General features: G+C 73.2%; 14 protein-coding genes. 1 reads left to right on the top strand and 13 read right to left on the bottom strand.

Translation table 11 applies throughout. From position 1 onward, the window contains the following. Window positions 1–227: 227 nt before the first annotated feature. From KUM39_RS26610 to bldG, 9 genes are all read right to left on the bottom strand, one after another. On the bottom strand, window positions 228–1,865 hold the full coding sequence (locus KUM39_RS26610) for an alpha/beta hydrolase (protein ID WP_217788330.1): 1,638 nt from the start codon (window positions 1,863–1,865) through the stop codon (window positions 228–230). Window positions 1,866–2,010: 145 nt separating this feature from the next. After that, complete coding sequence (locus tag KUM39_RS26615) at window positions 2,011–3,216, bottom strand: DNA polymerase III subunit delta' (protein WP_217788331.1); 1,206 nt, start codon at window positions 3,214–3,216, stop codon at window positions 2,011–2,013. A 464-nt stretch (window positions 3,217–3,680) separates the two neighbouring features. Continuing rightward, window positions 3,681–7,172 (bottom strand): dTMP kinase, encoded by a 3,492-nt coding sequence (gene tmk, locus KUM39_RS26620; RefSeq protein ID WP_217788332.1) that lies wholly within the window; start codon window positions 7,170–7,172, stop codon window positions 3,681–3,683. 359 nt (window positions 7,173–7,531) lie between these two features. Beyond that, window positions 7,532–10,390, bottom strand: a complete 2,859-nt coding sequence (gene topA, locus KUM39_RS26625; RefSeq protein WP_217788333.1) for a type I DNA topoisomerase — start codon at window positions 10,388–10,390, stop codon at window positions 7,532–7,534. 466 nt (window positions 10,391–10,856) lie between these two features. After that, window positions 10,857–12,377 (bottom strand): DUF7059 domain-containing protein, encoded by a 1,521-nt coding sequence (locus tag KUM39_RS26630; protein WP_217788334.1) that lies wholly within the window; start codon window positions 12,375–12,377, stop codon window positions 10,857–10,859. Window positions 12,378–12,445: 68 nt separating this feature from the next. Then, window positions 12,446–13,126, bottom strand: a complete 681-nt coding sequence (locus KUM39_RS26635; protein WP_308288252.1) for a small secreted protein — start codon at window positions 13,124–13,126, stop codon at window positions 12,446–12,448. A 236-nt stretch (window positions 13,127–13,362) separates the two neighbouring features. Continuing rightward, the gene (locus KUM39_RS26640) at window positions 13,363–15,762 is read right to left on the bottom strand and encodes a sodium-translocating pyrophosphatase (RefSeq protein WP_217788335.1); all 2,400 of its coding nucleotides are present in this window, start codon (window positions 15,760–15,762) and stop codon (window positions 13,363–13,365) included. Between the two features lie 363 nt (window positions 15,763–16,125). After that, complete coding sequence (locus tag KUM39_RS26645; protein WP_217788336.1) at window positions 16,126–16,563, bottom strand: ATP-binding protein; 438 nt, start codon at window positions 16,561–16,563, stop codon at window positions 16,126–16,128. 179 nt (window positions 16,564–16,742) lie between these two features. Next, entirely contained in the window at window positions 16,743–17,084 is a 342-nt protein-coding gene (bldG, locus tag KUM39_RS26650) for an anti-sigma factor antagonist BldG (protein ID WP_217788337.1), read from the bottom strand. Window positions 17,085–17,163: 79 nt separating this feature from the next. Here bldG and sftH point away from each other — a divergent pair, with 79 nt between their 5' ends. Further along, the gene (gene sftH, locus KUM39_RS26655; protein WP_217788338.1) at window positions 17,164–19,632 is read left to right on the top strand and encodes a DEAD/DEAH box helicase; all 2,469 of its coding nucleotides are present in this window, start codon (window positions 17,164–17,166) and stop codon (window positions 19,630–19,632) included. On the opposite strand, the gene KUM39_RS26660 is transcribed toward sftH, so the two are convergent. From KUM39_RS26660 to KUM39_RS26675, 4 genes are all read right to left on the bottom strand, one after another. Next, the gene (locus KUM39_RS26660; RefSeq protein ID WP_217788339.1) at window positions 19,594–20,097 is read right to left on the bottom strand and encodes an Rv3654c family TadE-like protein; all 504 of its coding nucleotides are present in this window, start codon (window positions 20,095–20,097) and stop codon (window positions 19,594–19,596) included. The two genes, sftH and KUM39_RS26660, sit on opposite strands and share 39 nt — an antisense overlap. Continuing rightward, a complete protein-coding gene (locus KUM39_RS26665; protein ID WP_217788342.1) occupies window positions 20,094–20,417 on the bottom strand; it encodes a TadE family type IV pilus minor pilin in 324 nt (107 codons plus the stop codon). Before KUM39_RS26665 ends, KUM39_RS26660 begins: the two co-directional genes overlap by 4 nt. Window positions 20,418–20,529: 112 nt before the next feature. Beyond that, window positions 20,530–20,745 (bottom strand): DUF4244 domain-containing protein, encoded by a 216-nt coding sequence (locus tag KUM39_RS26670; RefSeq protein WP_217788340.1) that lies wholly within the window; start codon window positions 20,743–20,745, stop codon window positions 20,530–20,532. 108 nt (window positions 20,746–20,853) lie between these two features. Next, window positions 20,854–21,630: a type II secretion system F family protein gene (locus KUM39_RS26675; RefSeq protein ID WP_217788341.1), complete on the bottom strand. Its 777-nt coding sequence runs from the start codon at window positions 21,628–21,630 to the stop codon at window positions 20,854–20,856. Window positions 21,631–21,839 lie beyond the last annotated feature (209 nt).

A 21,839-nucleotide genomic window follows, 5' to 3' on the forward strand; every position in this document is an offset into this window, starting at 1 on the left:
GGGGGGGGGGGGGGGGGGGGGGGGCGGGGGGGGGGGGGGGGGGGGGGGGGGGGGGGCGGGGGGGGGGGGCGGGGCGGGGGGGGGGGGGGCGGGGGGGGGGGGGGGGGGGGGGGGGGGGGGGGGGGGGGCGGGGGGGGGGGGGGGTGCCCGGGCGGGGGGGGGGGGGGGGGGGGGGGGGGGGGGGGGGGGGGGGCTCCCGGTGGTGTGGGAGCGCCCCCGTGTCGTGCCTAGGAGCAGCGCTTACCCGCTGCTGGCGGGGTGCCGTCGAGGAGGTAGGTGTTGATCGCCGAGTCGATGCAGGTGCTGCCGCGGCCGTAGGCGGTGTGGCCGTCGCCGACGTAGGTGAGGAGGCGGGCGGAGGTGAGCTGGCGGGCGAGGGACTGGGCCCAGGGGTAGGGGGTGGCGGGGTCGCGGGTGGTGCCGACGACCACGATGGGGGCGGCGCCCGGCGCCTCGATGCGGTGCGGTTCGCCCGTCGCGCGGACCGGCCAGTACGCGCAGTTCAGGGAGGCCCAGGCGAGGTTGCGGCCGAAGACCGGGGACGCCTTCTCGAACTCGGGGAGCGCCTTCTCGACCTGCTCGGGACTGGTGAACGCGGGAGGCAGGTCGAGGCAGTTGACGGCGGCGTTGGCCATCATCAGGTTGCTGTAGTGGCCCTTGGAATCGCGCTCGTAGTAGCTGTCGGAGAGGGCGAGCAGGCCGGAGCCGTCGTTCTTGTTCATCGCGGAGGACAGGGCCGACCGCAGCTGCGGCCAGGCGCCCTCGTCGTACATCGCGGCGATCACACCGGTCGTCGCCAGGGACTCACCGAGCTTGCGGCCACCCGAGCCGGGTGCCGGGATCGGGTGCGCGTCGGCCTTCTGGAAAAACGCCTTCAGGTGGTCGCCCACCTGCGCGGGCGTGGTGCCGCGTCCGCCGAGCGGGCAGTCCGTCTGCCGTACGCAGTCGCGGGAGAACGCCTGGAACGCCGTCTCGAAGCCCGCCGTCTGGCCGAGGTTCAGCGCGCGGGCGTCCAGCGAGGGGTCCATCGCGCCGTCCAGCACCAGTCGGCCGACCCGGTTCGGGAACAGCCCCGCGTACGTCGCGCCGAGGAACGTGCCGTACGACGCGCCCACGTAGTGCAGCCGGTCGTCGCCGAGGGCGGAGCGCAGCAGGTCCATGTCCCGCGCCGACTCGACGGTGGAGACGTGCCGGAGCAGGCCCGCCGAGTGCGCGCCGCAGCTCTCCGCGAACGTGCGGTACTCGCTGACCAGCGCGTTCGTCTCCTTCTGGTCGTCCGGTGTCATGTCGGTCTGCGTGTAGGCGTCCATCTGCCGCCCGTTCAGGCACTCCACCGGCTCGCTGCGGGCCACCCCGCGCGGGTCCACGGCGACCATGTCGTACCGGGCGCGTACGTCCGCCGGGTAGCCGATGGCGGCGTACTGCTGGAGGTAGTCGATGGCGGAACCGCCCGGTCCGCCGGGGTTCACCAGCAGCGAGCCCAGCCGCTCGTCCTTGCCGGTGGCCCGCTTGCGGGCGACGGCCAGGCGCACCTCGCCCGAGTCGGGCTTCGCGTAGTCCAGCGGCGCCTTGAGCGTGGCGCACTGGAACCCGGCGGTGCCGCAGTCCCGCCAGTTCAGCTTCTGGTGGTAGTACGGGGAGAGCGCGGTCGGGGTGACGCGCGGCAGGGCGGCCAGCGCCGCCTGCGCCGTACCGGCCGGGGCGGTGGCCGTGTCGCCGGGCGAGCACGCGGAGGCGAGCAGGGTGGCGGCTACCGCCAGGAGCGAGCCCGCGGCGCGCGCGGTCGCCGCACGGGGGGTACGGGTGCGGCGGGTACGGGCCGGGGGCACCGGGGAGGTCCGGCGGGAGGGTGACCAGATGTGCATCAGGCGAGCGTAACGGGGTGCGACCGGCCGGGCACGGTGTGTTCCACACGTCTCCCCGTACGAGGGAACGCCCGCCTCCGCGAGATCCGCCTCCACCGAGTCCACTTCCACGCGATCCCCTCCCCTCCCGGTGCAGCGGTATCCGCTACCCCGCCCGCAACGCCATCGTCATCGCCTCCACCGCCAGCAGCGGTGCCACGTTCCGGTCCAGCGCGTCCCGGCACGCGCCGATCGCCTCTATACGGCGCAGGGTCGCCTCCGGACTGGTGTCCCGCGCGAGGCGGTCCAGCGCGTCCCCCGCGTCGCCGTTGGCGATGGCGACGCGTGAGCCGAGCTGGAGGGCGAGGACATCGCGGTAGAAGCCGGTCAGGTCGGAGAGGGCGACGTCGAGGCTGTCGCGCTGGGTGCGGGTGCGGCGGCGCTTCTGCATGTCCTCCAGGTCCTTCATCACGCCCGCCGTGCCGCGCGGCAGCCGTCCGCCCTGGGCCGCGCCGAGCGCCGCCTTCAGCTCCTCGGACTCCCTGCCGTCCATCTCCTCAGCGAGTTGCTTGGCGTCCTCGGCCGCCGCGTCCACCAGTTCCTGGGCGGCCTTGAGACAGGCGCCGACCTCGTCCAGACGCAGCGGCAGCTTCAGCACGGCCGCGCGGCGGGAGCGGGCCGCCGGGTCGGTGGCCAGACGGCGTGCCCGGTCCACGTGCCCCTGCGTGGCGCGCGCGGCGGACGCGGCCGTCTCGGGGTCGATGCCGTCCCGGCGGACGAGCATGTCGGCGACGGCGTCCACGGAGGGCGTGCGCAGGTTCAGGTGGCGGCAGCGCGAGCGGATCGTGGGCAGCACGTCCTCGATCGAGGGCGCGCAGAGCATCCAGACGGTACGCGGCGCGGGCTCCTCGACGGCCTTGAGGACCGCGTTGGCCGACTTCTCGTTCAGCCGCTCGGCGTCCTCGACCAGGATGACCTGCCAGCGGCCGTTGGCGGGCGCGGTGTACGACTTGCGGACCGTGTCCCGCATGTCCCTGACCAGGATCTCGGCGCCCACCGCGGCGATGGAGCTGACATCGGCGTGGGTGCCGAGCAGCGCGGTGTGGCAGCCGTCGCAGAAGCCGCAGCCGGGCGCTCCGCCGAGGGCGCGGTCGGGGCTCACGCACTGGAGGGCGGCGGCGAAGGCGCGCGCGGTCTGATTCCGTCCGGCGCCGGGCGGCCCGGTGAACAGCCAGGCGTGCGTCATCCGGGATGCCTCCGGCGGGGTTCCTCCGGTCGCCGCGGCCGTGACCTGGGCGTCGGCGTCCCGCGCGGCGGCGTCGAGCACCGCGCTCACCTTCTCCTGTCCGACGAGGTCGTCCCACACGGTCATGGGTCGTGCCGCCCTTCCGTCGTCGTGCCGTCGCTCTCGCGTCGTGCCGTGATTCTCACGTCGTGCCGTCGTGCTCGCGGATGTCGCGCTGCCGTTCGTACGGCCCTCGCGGCGCCGTCGTCCTGCGCGTTCCGTCCTCCATTGTGCGGGTGGGCACCGACAGCGCGGACCCCGGTTCGGCCCTGACCGGCCCCTGATCCTTCCCTGATCAGGCACCGGGGCCCTGCTCAGGGTTCCGGCGCAAAGACTCTCCGGGTTCCGGCACGACCACGCTCAGGGCTCCGGCCCGGAGACGCTCAGGGTTCCGGCCCGGACATGCTCAGGGTTCCCGGCCCGGACGCTCTCCGGGTCGCCGCCCCTTCCCTCCCCTCACCCTCCCCCCGGCACACGCAACGGCGCCCGCCGCAGCACCGGAGTCGTTCGCTCCGCGTACCGCGACGGGCGCCGCCCGCCAGGTTCTCGGCTCAGCCGCGCCGACCCCGGCCCCTGCCCCGGCGCCTCTGGTCGCGCCCGTCGTCACCGGGTCCGGTGCCCCGAGGGTCGCCCGAGTCGCCGTACTCCTGCTCCCCGTACTCCCGCTCGTCGTACGACCCGAGCAGCTCGTCCGCCAGCGACGGGAGATCGTCCAGCGGGGTCTCCTCGGCCCAGTCGGAGCGCGGGCGGCGGCGCGGGGTGCCGTCGGCGTCGAGCTGGGGCAGCTCGCGCGTACGGTCGGCGGGGCCGTCGGAACCCTCGTGCCGGGCGGAGTGACCGCCGGGCGCACCGGCGGCCTCGTCACGGAAGAAGCCGGACGGCACCCGGTCGGCCGGGGCGTCGTCCCGTACGGGCGGCATGACGGCGGTCTCGTCGGCGCCGCCGGTACGCGCACCGGCGGAGGTGTCCGCGCCCGAGACACGCGGCAGCAGCGTCGTCTCGTCCGAGGCGCCGAGTCCGGCGGCCGGGTGCTGCGGCAGCTCGGCCGTCACCTCGGCGCCCCGGTCGCGGGGCTCGTCGTCCTCGCGCACCGGCCGCAGCACCGTGGTGTCGTCGCCCCCCGGAGTTCCCGAGCCGGGCGTCGGACCGGACGCCGGAGCCGGACCCGATCCGTCCTCCGGCCGCACGACCGGCGTCGGAACGGTCTCGTCCACACCCCGCCGACCGTCATCCGCACGACCCTCGCCCGTACGGCCCTCATCCGCGGGGCGCGCGTCCGCACGACCCTCGTCCGCGGGACGCCCCTCCGGCCGCACCACCGGTGTCTGCACGGTGGCCGCCTCCGGGACCGGGCCGCGCATCCGGGGCTGCGGGGTGCCGGGGCGAAGGGCGACGGCGTCGGCCGAGGCGGCTGCCTCGGCGGCCTGGCGGCGGGCCTCCTCGGCGCGCAGCAGGGCCTCCTCGGCCTTGCGCTGCTTGTCCAGGCGGCGTGCCTCCTCCACCGCGCGCTGTTCGGCGAGACGGGTCTCCTCCTCGGCGCGCAGCCGGGCCTCTTCGGCGGCCAGCGCGCGGCGGCGCTCCTCCTCGGCCCTGCGGCGGGTCTCCTCCTCGGCGCGGGCCTTCTCCTCGGCGAGCAGCCGCTGCTGCTCCTCCTCGGCCTTCCTGCGGGCCTCCTCCGCGCGGCGGCGGGCCTCCTCGGCCTGGCGTTCGGCCTCGCGGCGCTGGGCCTCCTCCAGCTCGCGCCGCTTGCGCTCCTCCTCCTCGGCGCGCAGCCGGGCCAGTTCCTCCTGGCGCTCGCGCTCCAGGCGCTCCTCCTCGGCCTTGCGCGCGGCCTCTTCCTCGGCCTTGCGGCGGGCCTCCTCCTCGGCCTTCTTCCGCGCCTCCTCCTGGGCCTTGATCTCGGCCTCGGAGAGGGGCAGCACGATGTCGAGGCGGTGCCGTACAACCGTGGTGACGGCCTCGGGCTCCTGGCCGGCGTCCACCACCAGATAGCGGCCGGGGTCGGACGCGGCGAGCGTGAGGAACCCCGCGCGCACGCGGGCGTGGAACTCGGCGGGCTCCGACTCCAGCCGGTCCGGCGCCTCGGTAAACCGCTCGCGTGCCGTCTCCGGGTCCACGTCCAGCAGCACGGTCAGGTGGGGTACGAGTCCGTCGGTGGCCCAGCGGTTAATGCGGGCGATCTCGGTCGGGGACAGATCGCGTCCGGCGCCCTGGTAGGCGACGGAGGAGTCGATGTACCGGTCCGAGATGACGACCGCGCCGCGCTCCAGGGCGGGCCGTACGACGGTGTCCACGTGCTCGGCGCGGTCGGCGGCGTACAGCAGGGCCTCGGCGCGGTGGGAGAGACCGGCGGAGGAGACGTCGAGCAGGATCGAGCGCAGCCGCTTGCCGACCGGGGTGGCGCCCGGCTCGCGGGTGAGGACGACCTCGTGGCCCTTGGCGCGGACCCACTCGGCGAGCGCCTCGGCCTGGGTGGACTTCCCGGCGCCGTCGCCGCCCTCCAGGGCGATGAAGAATCCGTTCGTCGCGGGGGCGGTGACCGGGTCGTCGCCGCCGAGCAGCGCGTCCCTGAGGTCGTGCCGGAGCGGGACGCCGGAGCGGTCGTCCACCTTGGCGAGCACCAGCGCGGCGACCGGCAGCAGCAGCGCGCCGACCAGCATCAGGGTGAAGGCGGCCCCGCCGTGCGCGAAGACGAACCGGCCGCCGGCCAGCCGGTGCGGTCCGATGAGCGCGGCGACCAGGGGTGCGACCACGGCGCCGAGCGCTATGGCGACGCGGACGACCGCGTGCAGGTGCTCGGTGGCGCGGACCCGGCGGTACTCCTCGGTCTCCTGGTCGAGCAGGGCGTGCCCGGTGTTGGCGGCCGTACCGGCGCAGACGCCCGCGAGGGCGAGCAGCAGCAGGACGGTGGTGACGTCCGGGACGAGTCCGGCGGCGAGCAGGGCGATGCCGGTACCGGCGATGGCCAGCGCGAGCAGCCTGCGGCGGGACAGCGAGGGCAGCACCGAGGGCGCCGTGCGGATACCGAACGCGACACCGCCGGTGAGGGCGAGCACGGACAGGCCGTACAGCACCGGGCCGCCACCGAGGTCACTGGCGTGCAGCACGCACACCGCGACGGCGGCGGAGACCGCCCCGGCGACCGCGGCGCAGGCCGGGATCAGCAGCGGGATCGCGCCGGTGCGGCCCTTGTCCACGCCGGTGCCGGTGCGCGGGCGGCGCAGGCCCTCCAGCGGGGAGCGCGGGCGCGGAGTGCGGGTGCGGGGCACTTCGAGGAAGACCAGCAGGGACAGCGAGGCGGCGAAGAGTCCGGCCGCGACGTACGAGGCGAGGGCCGCGTGGTGTTGGTCGAACCAGATCAGGGCGGTGCCCAGCAGGTTGTTCAGCAGGGCGGCGACGACGAGGACGGCGGCGGCCAACGGCACCGCGAGGAACCCGGTGCGCAGCGCGAGGCGGCGCAGCGCGTCCAGGTGGTCGGGCAGCGGGCGGACCGTGGCGCCCTCGGGCGGCGGGGCGGGCAGCAGCGCGGGGGCGGCGCTCTCGCGGCACACCGTCCACAGCCGCTCGGTGACACCGATGACGAAGGCGGTGGCGAGCAGCACGGTGAGCGCGTTCGCGGGCGTCCAGTCGATCCACAGGGGCGCGACGATCAGCAGCAGCGCGCGCAGACCGTCGGCGCCGACCATCGTCCAGCGGCGGTCCAGCGGGCCGTCCGGCGCGGTCAGCCTGGCGACCGGTCCGAGCAGCACGGCGCCGAAGAGGAGGGTCGCCACGATCCGGGCGGCGAACACGGTCGCCACGGCGAACGCGACCCCGCGCGCACCGCCCCCGAACGAGCCCTCCAGCACCGCGGCCTGAAGCACCAGCAGCACCAGGACGAGCAGGGCGAGCACATCGCCGACACCGCTCACCAGTTGGGCGCTCCACAGGCGCCGCACCTCGGGGCGGCGCAGAAGTGAACGCACGGCACGCTCGCGGGAGTCCGCGACGAGTGCGTCGTCCGGTGCGGTGGGGGGCGCCGTCGGCTGGTCGGCTCGCATCATGCGTTCAGCCTATCCGCAGCCACTGACAGCACACCCGGCGTCCCCGCACGATCCGCACCCGAGACCGAAGAGTGATACCGGGGCGGGGTCTTCGGGCCCGCGGGGGACGCCGTACGCCTCCGTACGGCACCCGGCGCGGCAGTACGCCGCCGTACCCGAGGCCGCCGTTCCCGAGGCAGCCGCACGCGACCCCCGTACGACGACGAACCGCGTGCCCCGGGTGTCGTGGGACACCCGAGGCACGCGGCTGATGATCGTACGAACGAGAGCGAAGGCCGTTACTACGGAAGCCGGTACGGCCCCCGAATACCGCGGAAGCCGGTACGGCCCCCGGAGCCGGAGCGCCTGCCCCTCCCCGCTCACTCCTCCGAGGCCGACCCCGAACCCGAAGCCGCCGTCTTGGAAGCAGTGGCGGTCGCCTTCTTGGCGGCGGCAGCTGTCGTCTTCTTCGCGGTGGTCTTCTTGGCGGCTGCTGTCGTCTTCTTGGCAGCCGTCTTCTTCGCGGGCGTGGCCTTCTTGGCGGGAGCCTTCTTGGCCGGGGCCTTCTTCGTCGTCTTCTTGGCGGGCGCCTTGGCCCGCTTCTCGGCGAGGAGTTCGAAGCCGCGCTCGGGGGTGATCTCCTCGACGCTGTCACCGGAGCGCAGGGTCGCGTTGGTCTCGCCGTCGGTGACGTACGGACCGAAGCGGCCGTCCTTCACCACGACCGGCTTGCCGGAGACCGGGTCGTCGCCCAGCTCCTTCAGCGGCGGCTTGGCGGCGGCCCGCCCGCGCTGCTTGGGCTGCGCGTAGATGGCGAGGGCCTCCTCCAGCGTGATGCCGAAGATCTGGTCCTCCGAGGTCAGCGACCGCGAGTCGGTGCCCTTCTTCAGATACGGGCCGTAGCGGCCGTTCTGCGCGGTGATCTCCACGCCCTCGGCGTCGGTGCCGACGACACGCGGGAGGGACATCAGCTTGAGGGCGTCCGCGAGGGTGACCGTGTCCGGGGACATGGACTTGAAGAGGGAGGCGGTACGCGGCTTGACCGCGTTCTTGCCGGTCTTCGGGGTGCCCTCGGGCAGGATCTCGGTCACGTACGGGCCGTAGCGGCCGTCCTTGGCGACGATCTGACGGCCCGTCTCCGGGTCGGCGCCCAGCTCGAAGTCGCCGCTCGGCTTGGCCAGCAGTTCCTCGGCCAGCTCCACGTCCAGTTCGTCGGGCGCGAGGTCGTCCGGGATGTCGTGGTGCTGGTACTCCTCGGTGCCCTTCTCGCCGCGCTCGATGTACGGCCCGAAACGGCCGACGCGGAGCACGATGTCGGCGCCGACCGGGAAGGAGGAGACCTCGCGGGCGTCGATCGCGCCGAGGTCGGTCACCAGTTCCTTGAGGCCGCCGAGGTGGTCGCCGTCGCCGTTGCCCGCGTCGGCCGCCACGCCCGCGACGGTGCCCTCGCCGAAGTAGAAGCGCTTCAGCCACGGCACGGCCTTGGCCTCGCCGCGCGCGATGCGGTCGAGGTCGTCCTCCATGCGCGCGGTGAAGTCGTAGTCCACGAGCCGGCCGAAGTGCTTCTCCAGCAGGTTGACCACGGCGAAGGACAGGAAGGACGGCACCAGGGCCGTGCCCTTCTTGAAGACGTAGCCGCGGTCCAGGATCGTGCCGATGATCGACGCGTACGTGGAGGGGCGGCCGATCTCCCGCTCTTCCAGCTCCTTGACCAGCGACGCCTCGGTGTAGCGGGCCGGGGGCTTGGTGGCGTGGCCGTCCACCGTGATCTCCTCGGCGGACAGCGCGTCGCCCTCGGCGACCTGCGGCAGCCTGCGCTCACGGTCGTCCAGCTCGGCGTTCGGGTCGTCCGCGCCCTCGACGTACGCCTTGAGGAAGCCGTGGAAGGTGATCGTCTTGCCGGACGCGGTGAACTCGACGTCCCGGCCGTCGGCGGCGGCGCCGCCGATGCGCACGGTGACCGAGTTGCCGACGGCGTCCTTCATCTGGGAGGCGACGGTCCGCTTCCAGATCAGCTCGTACAGCTTGAACTGGTCGCCGGTCAGGCCGGTCTCCGCGGGGGTGCGGAAGCGGTCGCCGGAGGGGCGGATCGCCTCGTGCGCCTCCTGGGCGTTCTTGACCTTGCCCGCGTACACGCGCGGCTGCGGCGGCAGGTAGTCGGCGCCGTACAGCTGCGTGACCTGGGCACGGGCGGCGGACACGGCAGTCTCGCTCAGCGTCGTGGAGTCGGTACGCATGTACGTGATGTAGCCGTTCTCGTACAGCTTCTGGGCGACCTGCATGGTCGCCTTCGCGCCGAAGCCGAGCTTGCGGCTCGCCTCCTGCTGGAGCGTCGTCGTACGGAACGGGGCGTACGGGGAGCGGCGGTACGGCTTGGACTCGACCGCGCGGACCGCGAAGCGGGTGTCGGCGAGCGCGGCGGCCAGCGAGCGGGCGTTCGCCTCGTCCAGGTGCAGGGTGTTCGCGCCCTTGAGCTGCCCGACGGAGTCGAAGTCGCGGCCCTGCGCGACACGCCGTCCGTCCACCGACTGAAGGCGTGCGACCAGCGTGGACGGGTCGGAGGGGTCGCCCGCGCGGCCGGTGCCGAAGGTGCCGGTGAGGTCCCAGTACTCGGCGGAGCGGAAGGCGATGCGCTCGCGTTCCCGCTCGACCACGAGCCGGGTGGCGACGGACTGGACGCGGCCGGCCGACAGGCGCGGCATGACCTTCTTCCACAGGACCGGCGAGACCTCGTAGCCGTAGAGGCGGTCGAGGATGCGGCGGGTCTCCTGGGCGTCCACCAGCTTCTGGTTGAGCTGGCGCGGGTTGGCCACGGCGGCGCGGATCGCGTCCTTGGTGATCTCGTGGAAGACCATCCGCTTGACGGGGATCTTCGGCTTGAGGACCTCCTGGAGGTGCCAGGCGATCGCCTCGCCCTCCCGGTCCTCATCGGTGGCCAGGAAGAGTTCGTCGGACTCCTTCAGGAGGTCCTTGAGCTTCTTGACCTGTGCCTTCTTGTCGGCGTTGACCACATAGATCGGCTGGAAGTCATGGTCCACGTCCACACCGAGGCGGCGGACCTCACCGGTGTACTTCTCCGGCACCTCGGCGGCGCCGCTGGGGAGGTCACGGATGTGCCCGACACTCGCCTCGACGACGTATCCGGGGCCGAGATAGCCCTTGATCGTCTTCGCCTTGGCTGGCGACTCGACGATGACGAGTCGGCGACCGCCCTGTGCGGTCTCGCTGGTCGGGGACAACTTCGCTCTTCTCTCCGATGGACGCCGGGGACTGCCCCGGCGGTGTTTCTCCGGGGTCGCCGCGTGCTGCTGGCCGATAGGACGCTGGGGACTGTGACGGTACATCCCGCCCCCGCGTCAGACGGGAAAAGCCCACAACGGCCACTCGAACGGTAACCCGACTACCGGTATTCCTGCCGCCCGGAGTCCCCGGCCGGGCCGTCTCCCCGGTCCGGAGCGGGCCGCTCCCGTTCCCTCCCCGGGGCCGTACGCGGCCACGACGTCCGACGTCAGAGGGTGCGGCGCCGCTCCGCGGTGTGCGGTGGGGCGGGGTTCCGGTGCGATCTGGTTCACATCGGCCCGCACCGGGTGCCGCGGCGATCCTTTCCAGCCGTTCACAGTTCACACGGTGGAGTGCGGCCGGGTACGTCAGGCGGCCCAGGGGAGCTACGTCACCGGGCGCACCCCGGGTGACCGGGGCGCGGTTCTAGAGCGCCGGTTCCAGGAAGCCCTGTTCGACCAGGAGGCGGATCTGGGCGGGGGTGCGGTCGCGGAGGAGGACGGGGTCCTCGCCGACCAGCTGGGCGATGGCGTCGAGGATGCGCCCGGCGCTGAGGGAGCCGTCGCAGACACCGGCGAACCCGGCGCCGACGGTGTCCACCTTGGTGGCGCGCCGCATGCCCCGGTGCTGGCGGAGGACGACGTGCTCCGGGTCCTCGGCGCCGGGGAGGCCGACCTGCTCCTGGACGACCTCGGCGGTGAGGCGGAAGTGGCCTTCGAGCAGGGCGGCGTCGTCGTAGGAGCGGAGGTAGTCCACCCGGTCGAAGTGGGCCCGGATCGCCTCGCCGAGCGGCTGCTCGACGGGGTGCGGCCACTCCTCCACGACGACGGAGGGCTCGGCCGCGCCGGTGCGCCGGAGCGTGATCCACCCGAACCCGATCCCGCGCACCTTGCGCGCCTCGAACTCGTCGAGCCACGCGTCGTACCGCGTTTGGTACTCCGCCGGGTCGCCCCGGTGGTCACCGGCGTCGCGGAGCCACAGCTCGGCGTACTGCGTGACGTCCTGCACCTCGCGCTGGACGATCCACGCGTCGCAGCCGCGCGGCACCCAGGAGCGGAGCCGGTCCTGCCACTCCTCCCCCTCGACGTGCTGCCAGTTGGCGAGAAACTGCGCGAAGCCGCCCTCGTTCAGCAGGTCACCCGACTGCTGAACGAGCGAGCGGCACAGATCGTCCCCGCTCATCCCGCCGTCGCGGTACGTGAGCCGGGCGCCGGGCGAGATGACGAACGGCGGGTTGGAGACGATCAGGTCGAACGTCTCGTCGTCCCGCACCGGCGTGAACAGCGACCCTTCGCGCAGGTCGGCGGCGGGCGCCCCGGACAGCGCGAGGGTGAGCGCCGCGATGTGCAGAGCGCGCGGGTTGACGTCGGTCGCGGTGACCCGCGTCGCGTGCTGGGCGGCGTGCAGCGCCTGGATGCCGGACCCGGTGCCGAGGTCGAGCGCGGAGCCGACCGGCGTACGCACCGTGATCCCGGCGAGCGTGGTCGAGGCACCGCCGACCCCCAGCACCACCTGCTCGGCGTGCTGCCCGATCCCGCCCGCGCCGCCGACCGCGCAGCCGAGGTCGGACACGATGAACCAGTCCTCGCCGTCGGGTCCGCCGTACGGCCGTACGTCCACCGTGGCGGCCACCTCGTCGCCGCCGACGCGAGTCAGCCACCCGGCGTCCAGCGCCTCGTCGGCGGGCAGCACCCGCGCCACCTGCGCGTACGGCGCGGGCTGCTGGAGCAGGAAGAGGCGTACGAGGGTCTGCAACGGGGTGTCGCCACGGGTGGCCCGGAGCGCGGGCACCGTCTCGCTGCGGGCCAGCGCCGCGTAGGCGGGGGCGCCGAGCAGGTCGAGGAGACCGTCGGCGGTGAAGGAGGCCGCGAGCAGGGCTTCGCGCAGGCGCGCCGCGGTGTCGGGGCGGTCGGTGGCGGGCAGGGGGGCGAGGCCGGTGTCAGTCACGCCCCCATTGTGTCCCGCGGGGGCCGGGAGGGAGCCACGCGGCACAGCCCGGGCACCGGCCCGCCCGGTCAGCCCTTCGTCGCCGAGGTGGACGGCGAGGCGGAGCCCGAACCGGAACCGGACCCCCCGCTTCCGCCTTCGGAAGGTGCCCCGGACGGCGCGGCGGACGGCGCGGCGGACGCGCGCACATGGCAGCTCTCCTGCTCCGCGATGGCCGTCTTCACCTCGCCCTGCTCCAGCCGCTTGAGCGCCTCGGTGCCGCTGTTGCTCTGCTTGTCGATCTCCTTGGTCTGCGCGGCGACGTCGTGCAGACCACTGGCGAACTTGCCCTGGTCGTCGGTGTCGAGCGCGTCCACCTTCTTCTGGAGGTCGCCGTAGGCCGTGGCGAGGCCGAGCAGGTTCCGGGACGCGTCCTGCTGGAGCTTGGAGCCGCCGTCCACGCCGGGGGGCGCGCCCGCGCCGGAGAGGGCGCCCGCGATGCCCTTGTAGCCGTCGGCCATGTCCTGGAACGCCTTGGAGTAGGTCTCCTTGGCGGTCTTCGGCGGCAGATTGCTGTCGTTGGAGATCTTGGAGATCGACGCGTTCGCCGCTCTGATCTTGGCGTCCTGCGCGGGCAGGCCGTCGCAGACCTGCTTGGCCCACGTCATCAGCTTGGGGTCGGGGCCGCTGTCCTTCTCGCTGGTGCATCCCGACAGCGCTGCCACCAGTACCGCACCGCAGGACAGGGTGGCCGCGAGCTTCTTGTTCACCGGATCGGTCCCTTCAATGGCTCTCGGCCCCCGGAATTTACACGGCCAGGGGACATCATCTCCCCATCGGACGCCCCGTTAGTAAGCTTTTGTGACGCTTCGCACGCCGGAGCCCCTGGCAGCCACCGGGAGAGAAGACTCACGGCGTACGCGGGCACACTCCGGCAGCGTGCGGGCGCCCGGCGCGTCACTTCACGCCGGGCGCCCGCCCGTTGACGTACCTCTCCTGCAGAACTCTACGAAGTCACCGCCGTGCCCGAGGAGTTGGCGGACCGGTCGCCCTCGTCGTCGTCCCCGACCGCGATGCCGCGCCGCTTCGAGACGTACACCGAGACGACGATCACCGCGAGGGCGAACAGCGCGACCCCGATCCGTACGCCCAGGTTCTCGCCCGCGCCGTAGGAGAACTTGATCACGGCGGGCGCGATGAGCAGCGAGACGAGGTTCATGACCTTGAGCAGGGGGTTGATGGCGGGCCCGGCGGTGTCCTTGAAGGGGTCACCGACCGTGTCGCCGATCACCGTCGCCTCGTGGGCGGGGCTGCCCTTGCCGCCGTGGTGCCCGTCCTCGACCAGTTTCTTGGCGTTGTCCCAGGCACCGCCGGAGTTGGCGAGGAAGACCGCCATCAAGGTCCCCGCGCCGATCGCGCCCGCGAGGTACGACCCGAGCGCGCCGACCCCGAGCGTGAACCCGACGAAGATCGGCGCCATCACGGCGAGCAGCCCCGGTGTGGCCAGTTCGCGCAGCGCGTCCTTCGTGCAGATGTCCACGACCCGGCCATACTCCGGTTTCTCCGTGAAGTCCATGATGCCGGGCCGCTCCCGGAACTGGCGCCGGACCTCGAACACCACCGAACCCGCCGACCGCGACACGGCGTTGATGGCGAGCCCGGAGAAGAGGAACACGACCGCCGCCCCGGCGATGAGCCCGACGAGGTTGTTCGGCTGGGAGATGTCCAGCGACAGGTTCAGCGGCGCACCCGGCCCGCCGAGCCGTACGCCCACGTCCCGCACGCTGGTGGTGATGGCGTCCCGGTACGACCCGAACAGCGCGGAGGCCGCGAGGACGGCGGTGGCGATGGCGATGCCCTTGGTAATGGCCTTGGTGGTGTTGCCGACGGCGTCCAGGTCGGTGAGCACCTGCGCCCCGGCGCCCTCCACGTCGCCGGACATCTCCGCGATGCCCTGCGCGTTGTCGGAGACCGGCCCGAAGGTGTCCATCGCCACGATCACCCCGACCGTGGTGAGCAGCCCGGTCCCGGCCAGCGCGACCGCGAACAGCGCGAGCATGATCGAGGTGCCGCCCAGCAGGAACGCCCCGTACACACCGAGCCCGATGAGCAGCGCGGTGTAGACGGCCGACTCCAGGCCCAGCGAGATGCCGGACAGGACGACGGTGGCCGGGCCGGTGAGGGAGGTCTTGCCGATGTCCCGCACCGGGCGCCGGGTGGTCTCGGTGAAGTACCCGGTGAGCTGCTGGATCACGGCGGCGAGCAGGATGCCGATGGCCACCGCGACCAGCGCGAGGACGCGCGGGTCGCCGTCCTTGGCGCGGATCGCCGCGTCCCCGACCCCGTCGAGTTCGGCGTAACTCCCCGGCAGGTAGAGGAAGACGGCGACGGCGACCAGGACCAGCGAGACCACCGCCGACAGGAAGAAGCCCCGGTTGATGGCCGACATGCCGCTGCGGTCGCTCCGTCTCGGCGCGACCGCGAAGATGCCGAACATCGCCGTGACCACCCCGATCGCGGGCACGAGCAGCGGGAACGCGAGACCCGCGTCCCCGAACGCGACCTTGCCCAGGATCAGCGCGGCCACCAGCGTCACGGCGTACGACTCGAACAGGTCGGCCGCCATGCCCGCGCAGTCCCCGACATTGTCGCCCACGTTGTCCGCGATGGTCGCGGCGTTGCGCGGATCGTCCTCGGGGATGCCCTGTTCCACCTTGCCGACGAGGTCGGCGCCCACGTCGGCGGCCTTGGTGAAGATGCCGCCGCCGACCCGCATGAACATGGCGATCAGGGCGGCGCCGAGGCCGAAGCCCTCCAGCACCTTCGGCGCGTCAGCCGCGTAGACGAGCACCACGCAACTGGCGCCCAGCAGACCGAGTCCCACGGTGAACATGCCGACCACACCGCCGGTACGGAAAGCGATCTTCATCGCTTTGTGGGAAACGAGGGTGAGATCCTTTTCCGGTTCTCCGGGACCCGGAGTCGCCTCCCGCGCGGCTGCCGCGACGCGCACATTGCTGCGTACGGCGAGCCACATGCCGATATAGCCGGTGGCCGCCGAGAAAAGCGCGCCGATGAGGAAGAAGACCGAACGTCCGGCTCTCTGGCCCCAGTTGTCGGCGGGCAGCAGCATCAGCAGGAAGAAGACGATCACGGCGAACACCGCGAGTGTCCGCAACTGCCGGGCGAGATACGCCTTGGCGCCTTCCTGGACCGCTTCCGCGATCCGTTTCATGCTGTCGGTGCCGTCGCCCGCCGCCAGTACCTGCCGTACCAGCACGCCCGCGAGCGCGAGCGCGGCCAGGGCCACGACCGCGATCACCGCCACCAGGACCCGGTTGCCGTCCGTCAGGACCGCCGCCGCTAGAGGATTGTCGATGGGAATGTGAGGGGAAAGCTCCGCCATTCGTCCTCCCTGACGCTTGGGCTGAGCTCACGATGTGGACGGAGTGTAGGGACCGGCGGGTGTTCCAAGAAGGGGGCCGGTAATCAGAATTGGCCTTTCTGCCCACTTCCGCAAATGATCGAGGTCCGGACCCGCACATGATCAATGGTTGGACCCGCACGTGATCGGGGTCCGGCCATTGATCGTGAATTCCTTCACGAATTCAGGCGACGGGGAGGACCGGCGGGAACACCTGCACCCGGGCAGGCGGAAGCGGCCGACGCGGGGCCGGCGGGGGAAAAGGGGGAGGCGTAATCGTGCCGCTCAGGCTCAGGCTCAGGCTCAGGCTCAGGCTCAGGCTCAGGCTCAGGCTCAGGCTCAGGCTCAGGCGAGGGTGACGGTCGGCGGGACCGTGGGCCAGCTCATGCGGATCAGACCGCCGTCCGCGCCCGCGGTGACCTGGACGTCGTCCACGAGGCCGCTGATGACCGCGAGGCCCATCTCGTCCTCCTCGGCCTCGACGTCGGCGTCCGCGTCGGCGCCGCCCGCGACCCGGTCGGCCGCCACGGCGTGCGGGGCCTCGTCGCCGACCTCGATGGAGAACAGCTTCTCGTCCTCGATCAGCGCGACCTTGACCGGTGCGGCGACCGCGTGGCTCTGGTGCAGTCCCACGGCCCGCGAGCAGGCCTCGCCCACGGCGAGCCGGACCTCGTCGAGGACGGCCTCGTCCACTCCGGCCCGGCGCGCCACCGCGGCCGCCACCAGGCGGGCGGTCCGGACGTGCTCGGGCAGCGCGCTGAAGCGGAGTTCGACGGTGGCCATGCATCCCCCTCAACGACTACGGGCGTGCGATGCGGAGGCGGGACGCCTCGCGTCCGCACCCCGCGGTGGAACTATCGGGCGGGTGGAACATCGGGGCCCCGGACCATCGTGACGGTCCGGGGCGGGGCCGTACCCGGTCCGGACCCCCACGGGCCCGGAACCGGAGCTCGACCCGGAGATCAGTCGGTGGCCTCGACCGCTTCGTCCACCGAGGTGTGAATCGGGAACACCTTGGTGAGACCGGTGATGCGGAAGATCTTCAGGATGCGCTCCTGGTTGCAGACCAGGCGCAGCGAACCCTCATGGGCACGCACCCGCTTCAGGCCGCCGACCAGCACGCCGAGCCCGGTGGAGTCGAGGAAGTCCACGCCCTCCATGTCCACGACGAGATGGAAATTCCCGTCGTTCACCAGCTCCACGAGCTGCTCGCGCAGCTTCGGCGCGGTGTATACATCGATTTCGCCACCGACCTCGACGACCGTACGATCGCCGACGGTACGGGTTGACAGGGACAGGTCCACGGATCCTCCAGCACCTTGCTATCGAGCGGTCGTCCCACAGGCACACACACGCGGCCCTCGGGACGGAACGCCAGCCGCGATGGCATTCAATCACTTACCGGCGGGCGTGCACGACGCCTTGGCCTCATTGTCCGTCACGCCGGTGACACACTCGACTCCGATGGCCAAGAATCACCGATCCGACCGATCCCAGGCGGAACAGGCGTTCCACCCGTCTCCGGGGGCGGTCCTGGACCGGCTCACCTCGGGACCGGGCCGCTCCGCGCGCGTCACTCATACGGAGCACCTGCCCCCGCGCGCGGGTCGTCATGCCCGCTGGCCTGACGGTATTCGCCCGGAAGTGATCGCCGCCGTACAGGCGTGCGGTATCGAGCGGCCGTGGGCCCACCAGGCCGAGGCGGCGGGGCGCGCCCTGGCCGGTGAGTCGGTGGTCGTCGCCACCGGCACCGCCTCCGGCAAGTCCCTCGCCTATCTCGTACCGGTGCTGTCCGCCCTGCTGGACGGCTCCGAGGCGCCCAACGGACGCGGCGCCACCAGCCTCTACCTGGCGCCCACCAAGGCGCTCGCGGCGGACCAGTGCAGATCGGTGAAGGAACTCGCACAACCTCTCGGCACCGCGGTCCGCCCGGCCGTCTACGACGGCGACACCCCCTTCGAGGAACGCGAGTGGGTCCGCCAGTACGCCAACCACGTGCTGACCAACCCCGACATGCTGCACCGCGGGATACTCCCCTCCCACCCCCGCTGGGCCTCCTTCCTGAAGGCGCTGAAGTACGTCGTCATCGACGAGTGCCACACCTACCGGGGTGTCTTCGGCTCCCATGTCGCCCAGGTGCTGCGCCGTCTGCGCCGCCTCTGCGCCCGCTACGGTTCCTCCCCCGTCTTCCTGCTCGCCTCCGCGACCGCCGCCGACCCCGCCGTCGCCGCCCGGCGGCTGACCGGGCTGCCGGTGGCCGAGGTCGCCGACGACGCCTCCCCGCGCGGCGAACTGGTCTTCGCCCTCTGGGAGCCCCCGCTCACCGAACTCCACGGCGAGAAGGGCGCCCCGGTACGCCGTACCGCCACCGCCGAGACCGCCGACCTGCTCACCGACCTCGCCGTGCAGGGCGTCCGCTCGGTCGCCTTCGTCCGCTCCCGGCGCGGCGCCGAGCTGATCTCGGTGATCGCCCAGGAACGGCTGGCCGAGGTGGACCGTTCGCTGGCCCGCCGGGTCGCCGCCTACCGGGGCGGCTATCTCCCCGAGGAGCGCCGGGCCCTGGAACGCGCCCTGCACTCCGGCGAACTCCTAGGCCTCGCCTCCACCACCGCGCTGGAACTGGGCGTGGACATCGCGGGCCTCGACGCCGTCCTCATCGCCGGTTACCCCGGCACCCGCGCCTCCCTCTGGCAGCAGGCGGGCCGCGCCGGACGGGCCGGACAGGGTGCCCTCGCGGTGCTGGTGGCCCGCGACGACCCGCTGGACACCTTCCTCGTGCACCATCCCGAGGCCCTGTTCGACCAGCCCGTCGAGTCCACCGTCCTCGACCCCGACAACCCCTACGTCCTCGCCCCGCACCTCTGCGCGGCGGCGGCGGAGATCCCGCTCACCGAGGAGGACCTGGAGCTGTTCGGCCCGGCGAGCGCGGAACTGCTGCCGCAGCTGGAGGCCGCGAAACTGCTGCGCCGCCGCACCCGCGCCTGGCACTGGACCCGCCGCGAGCGGGCCGCCGACCTCACCGACATCCGGGGCGGCGGGGGCAGCCCGGTGCAGATCGTGGAGGAGGGCACCGGCCGCCTGCTGGGCACCGTGGACGAGGCCGCCGCGCACTCCGCCGTCCACGAGGGCGCGGTCCATCTGCACCAGGGCCGCACCCATCTGGTCCGCTCCCTCGACCTGAAGGAGTCGGTCGCCCTGGTCGAGCGGGCCGAACCGCCGTACTCCACCGTCGCCCGCGACACCACCTCCGTCTCCGTCCTGAGCACCGACACCGAGATCCCCTGGGGCTCCGGCCGCCTCTGCTACGGCTCCGTCGAGGTCACCAACCAGGTCGTCTCCTTCCTCCGCCGCCGTCTGATCACCGGCGAGGTCCTCGGCGAGACCAAGCTCGACCTGCCGCCGCGCACCCTGCGCACCCGCGCGGTGTGGTGGACGGTCACCGAGGACCAGCTCGACGCGGCCCGGATCAACCCGGAGATCCTCGGCGGTGCCCTGCACGCCGCCGAACACGCCTCCATCGGCCTGCTCCCGCTCTTCGCCACCTGCGACCGCTGGGACATCGGCGGCGTCTCCGTCCCCCTCCACCCCGACACCCTCCTGCCCACCGTCTTCGTCTACGACGGCCATCCCGGCGGCGCCGGTTTCGCCGAACGTGCCTTCCACACCGCGCACGCCTGGCTCACGGCCACCCGCGAGGCCATCGCCTCCTGCGAATGCGACGCCGGCTGCCCCTCCTGCATCCAGTCCCCCAAGTGCGGCAACGGCAACGAGCCCCTGCACAAGCGCGGCGCGGTACGCCTCCTTTCCGTGCTGCTACGGGACGCTCCGGGGCGGGGGGTGCCCACGGAGTAGGGGCCGCTCCCCGGAGTTGGGGTGGGGGTTGGGGCTGGGGCTGAGGTGAAGGCTGTGGTCGGTCTCGGGCGCGGGTCCGGAGACCGGCTCGGGTGCGGGTCCGGAGACCGGCTCGGGTGCGGCCGGGCCCGCCCGTGCTCTGACCTCCGCCGCGAACGGTCCCCGCCCCACCGCGGCCGTCACGTCCGAGATGTCGCCGGTCAGGGCGCATCGGACCACGCGGGAACCCTGCGCGACGGCCAGTTCCCGTGCCCGGTCGCAGGCGCCGTCCTCGCCCTCGGCCCAGTGGTCCGCCGCGGTGAGGGCCGCCAGATCGGCACTCCCGGCGGCCCGGTGCCGTACGACCACGGCCTGGCCGAGGGCGAGTACGGCGCCGAACACCACGCACAGCAGCGCGACGACCCCGACGCTCCACACGGTCGCGGAGCCCCGGTCCCCCGACGGCTCCCTCCGCCCGGCGCTCATGTCCCGGTCACCTCCTCCGCGTCCGCGACCGCCTCCTCCCGTACCTCGAACGGCAGCCCGCCCAGCAGCGGCGGCGCGGCCACCACGGTCACCCGCACCCGGTCGCCCTCCCTTCCGACGGTCACCCGCGCACCCCGCGGCGCGGCGTCCCGCGCGATCCGTACGACCGTGTCGGCGGGGTCCTGCCGGGCGGCGGACCGGGCGCCCGCCCTGGCGGCGTCCACGCACTCGATCCGCGCCGCCATCATCAGCAGCACCCCGACCAGCGTGGTGGTGAACGCCAGGAGCACACAGAGCACCACCGCCGACTCCGCCGTCACGAACCCCCGGTCCGCGCCGAGGTCCGGCCCGCGAAGTCCCTTCCGCCACACGGCACTTGGCACACGCCCAGCACCATCGGCCGACGACGGGACTCCGCGGACACGCCCCGGCTCACATCCGCGCACTGAGCGCCCGCTTCACGATGGACTGGAGCTCCGCCTTCACCTGGCCGCTGGTGACGACCTCGTACAACAGCAGGGCGAAGCCGACCGCCGCGACGATCCCCATCGCGTACTCGGAGGTCACCATGCCCCCGTCCCGCCGACACCGCTCCCGCAGCAGCCCCAGGATCAACCCGAGCCTGCTCCGCACCGCGTTCTTCTTCATCTCGAACTCCTCTTTCCACAAAGGCTGTTGACGCTTTCGCGCTCGACCACTCGCACCACATGCGCACCCGTGTCCGCACCCGCACTCGTGAGCGCCACGGGCCGTCTCTCAGCTCCCACCCCCTCCCAGCACCCCGCCCGCCAGCCCGATCACCACGGGCAGGACGCCGAGGGCGATGAACGCGGGCAGGAAGCACAGTCCGACCGGGGCGGCGACCATGACCGCCGCGCGCCGTGCCCGTGCCGTGGCGTCGCGCGCCCACTCGGCGCGGGCGTCCGAGGCGATCCGGGCGGCGGGGCCCGCCGCCGGGAGACCGGAGTCACCGGCCCGTTCCAGCAGCCGGGCCAGCGCGGCGGCTCCCGGTATCCGCGCCAACCGGCGCCAGGCGTCGGCGTGGTCGCCCCCGAGTCGCACCTCGGCCGCACCCCGGGCGAGGGCGTCCCCCACCGGCCCTCCGAGCGCCTCCCCGACCGCGAAAGCGGCCACGGCGGGACCGGCACCGGCGGCGACACAGGCCGCCAAAAGATCTGCGGCGAGCGGCAGTTGCCGAGCCACCGCACCGGGGTCGGGCTCCTCCACCGGACGTGCCCGCGCCTGGTACACCTGCCACCGCCACACCCCCACGGCGACCCCGGCCCCGAGCACCGCGCCGACCACCCCACCGACCAGCACCACCACCCCGCACCCCGCGCCCACGACCGGCGCCCACCGCCGCACCACCGGGACGACCCGCAGCCCCGCCCGCGCCACGGCAACCTCCCGCGCCACCAGCCCCGCCGCCCTGCGCCGCGTCCCCCGCGACCGCCGGCCCACCTCCACCCACCCCGCCACCAGCAGGACGAGTACGACCGCCCCCAGCCCGTGAACAGCACCCCAGGCACCCATTCCGACCAACCCCTCTCGCACTCCACACCCACCGAACCCACACCCACGCCACAAGGCCCGACCCCACCCGAGGGGCGCGGGAACCCGCGCCCAGCCACAGCCGAGCCGCACCGAATGCGGCACCGGACGACCCGTCTCACTGCCCACCAGCCCCAGCCCCAGCACCCCGCACAATCCGCCGCACCCACCACACCCCCGCCCCCTCGCAC

Origin of the sequence: Streptomyces corallincola, from assembly GCF_019104725.1 — a bacterium.
Classification (GTDB): domain Bacteria; phylum Actinomycetota; class Actinomycetes; order Streptomycetales; family Streptomycetaceae; genus Streptomyces; species Streptomyces corallincola.

Bases quoted from the DNA above. Each gene is read 5' to 3' on its own strand.
- KUM39_RS26670 (WP_217788340.1), bottom strand. From the start codon at position 20,745: ATGAAGAAGAACGCGGTGCGGAGCAGGCTCGGGTTGATCCTGGGGCTG.
- KUM39_RS26645 (WP_217788336.1), bottom strand. From the start codon at position 16,563: ATGGCCACCGTCGAACTCCGCTTCAGCGCGCTGCCCGAGCACGTCCGG.
- KUM39_RS26660 (WP_217788339.1), bottom strand. From the start codon at position 20,097: ATGAGCGCCGGGCGGAGGGAGCCGTCGGGGGACCGGGGCTCCGCGACC.
- KUM39_RS26610 (WP_217788330.1), bottom strand. From the start codon at position 1,865: ATGCACATCTGGTCACCCTCCCGCCGGACCTCCCCGGTGCCCCCGGCC.
- KUM39_RS26675 (WP_217788341.1), bottom strand. From the start codon at position 21,630: ATGGGTGCCTGGGGTGCTGTTCACGGGCTGGGGGCGGTCGTACTCGTC.
- sftH (WP_217788338.1), top strand. From the start codon at position 17,164: ATGGCATTCAATCACTTACCGGCGGGCGTGCACGACGCCTTGGCCTCA.
- KUM39_RS26615 (WP_217788331.1), bottom strand. From the start codon at position 3,216: ATGACCGTGTGGGACGACCTCGTCGGACAGGAGAAGGTGAGCGCGGTG.
- tmk (WP_217788332.1), bottom strand. From the start codon at position 7,172: ATGATGCGAGCCGACCAGCCGACGGCGCCCCCCACCGCACCGGACGAC.
- KUM39_RS26640 (WP_217788335.1), bottom strand. From the start codon at position 15,762: ATGGCGGAGCTTTCCCCTCACATTCCCATCGACAATCCTCTAGCGGCG.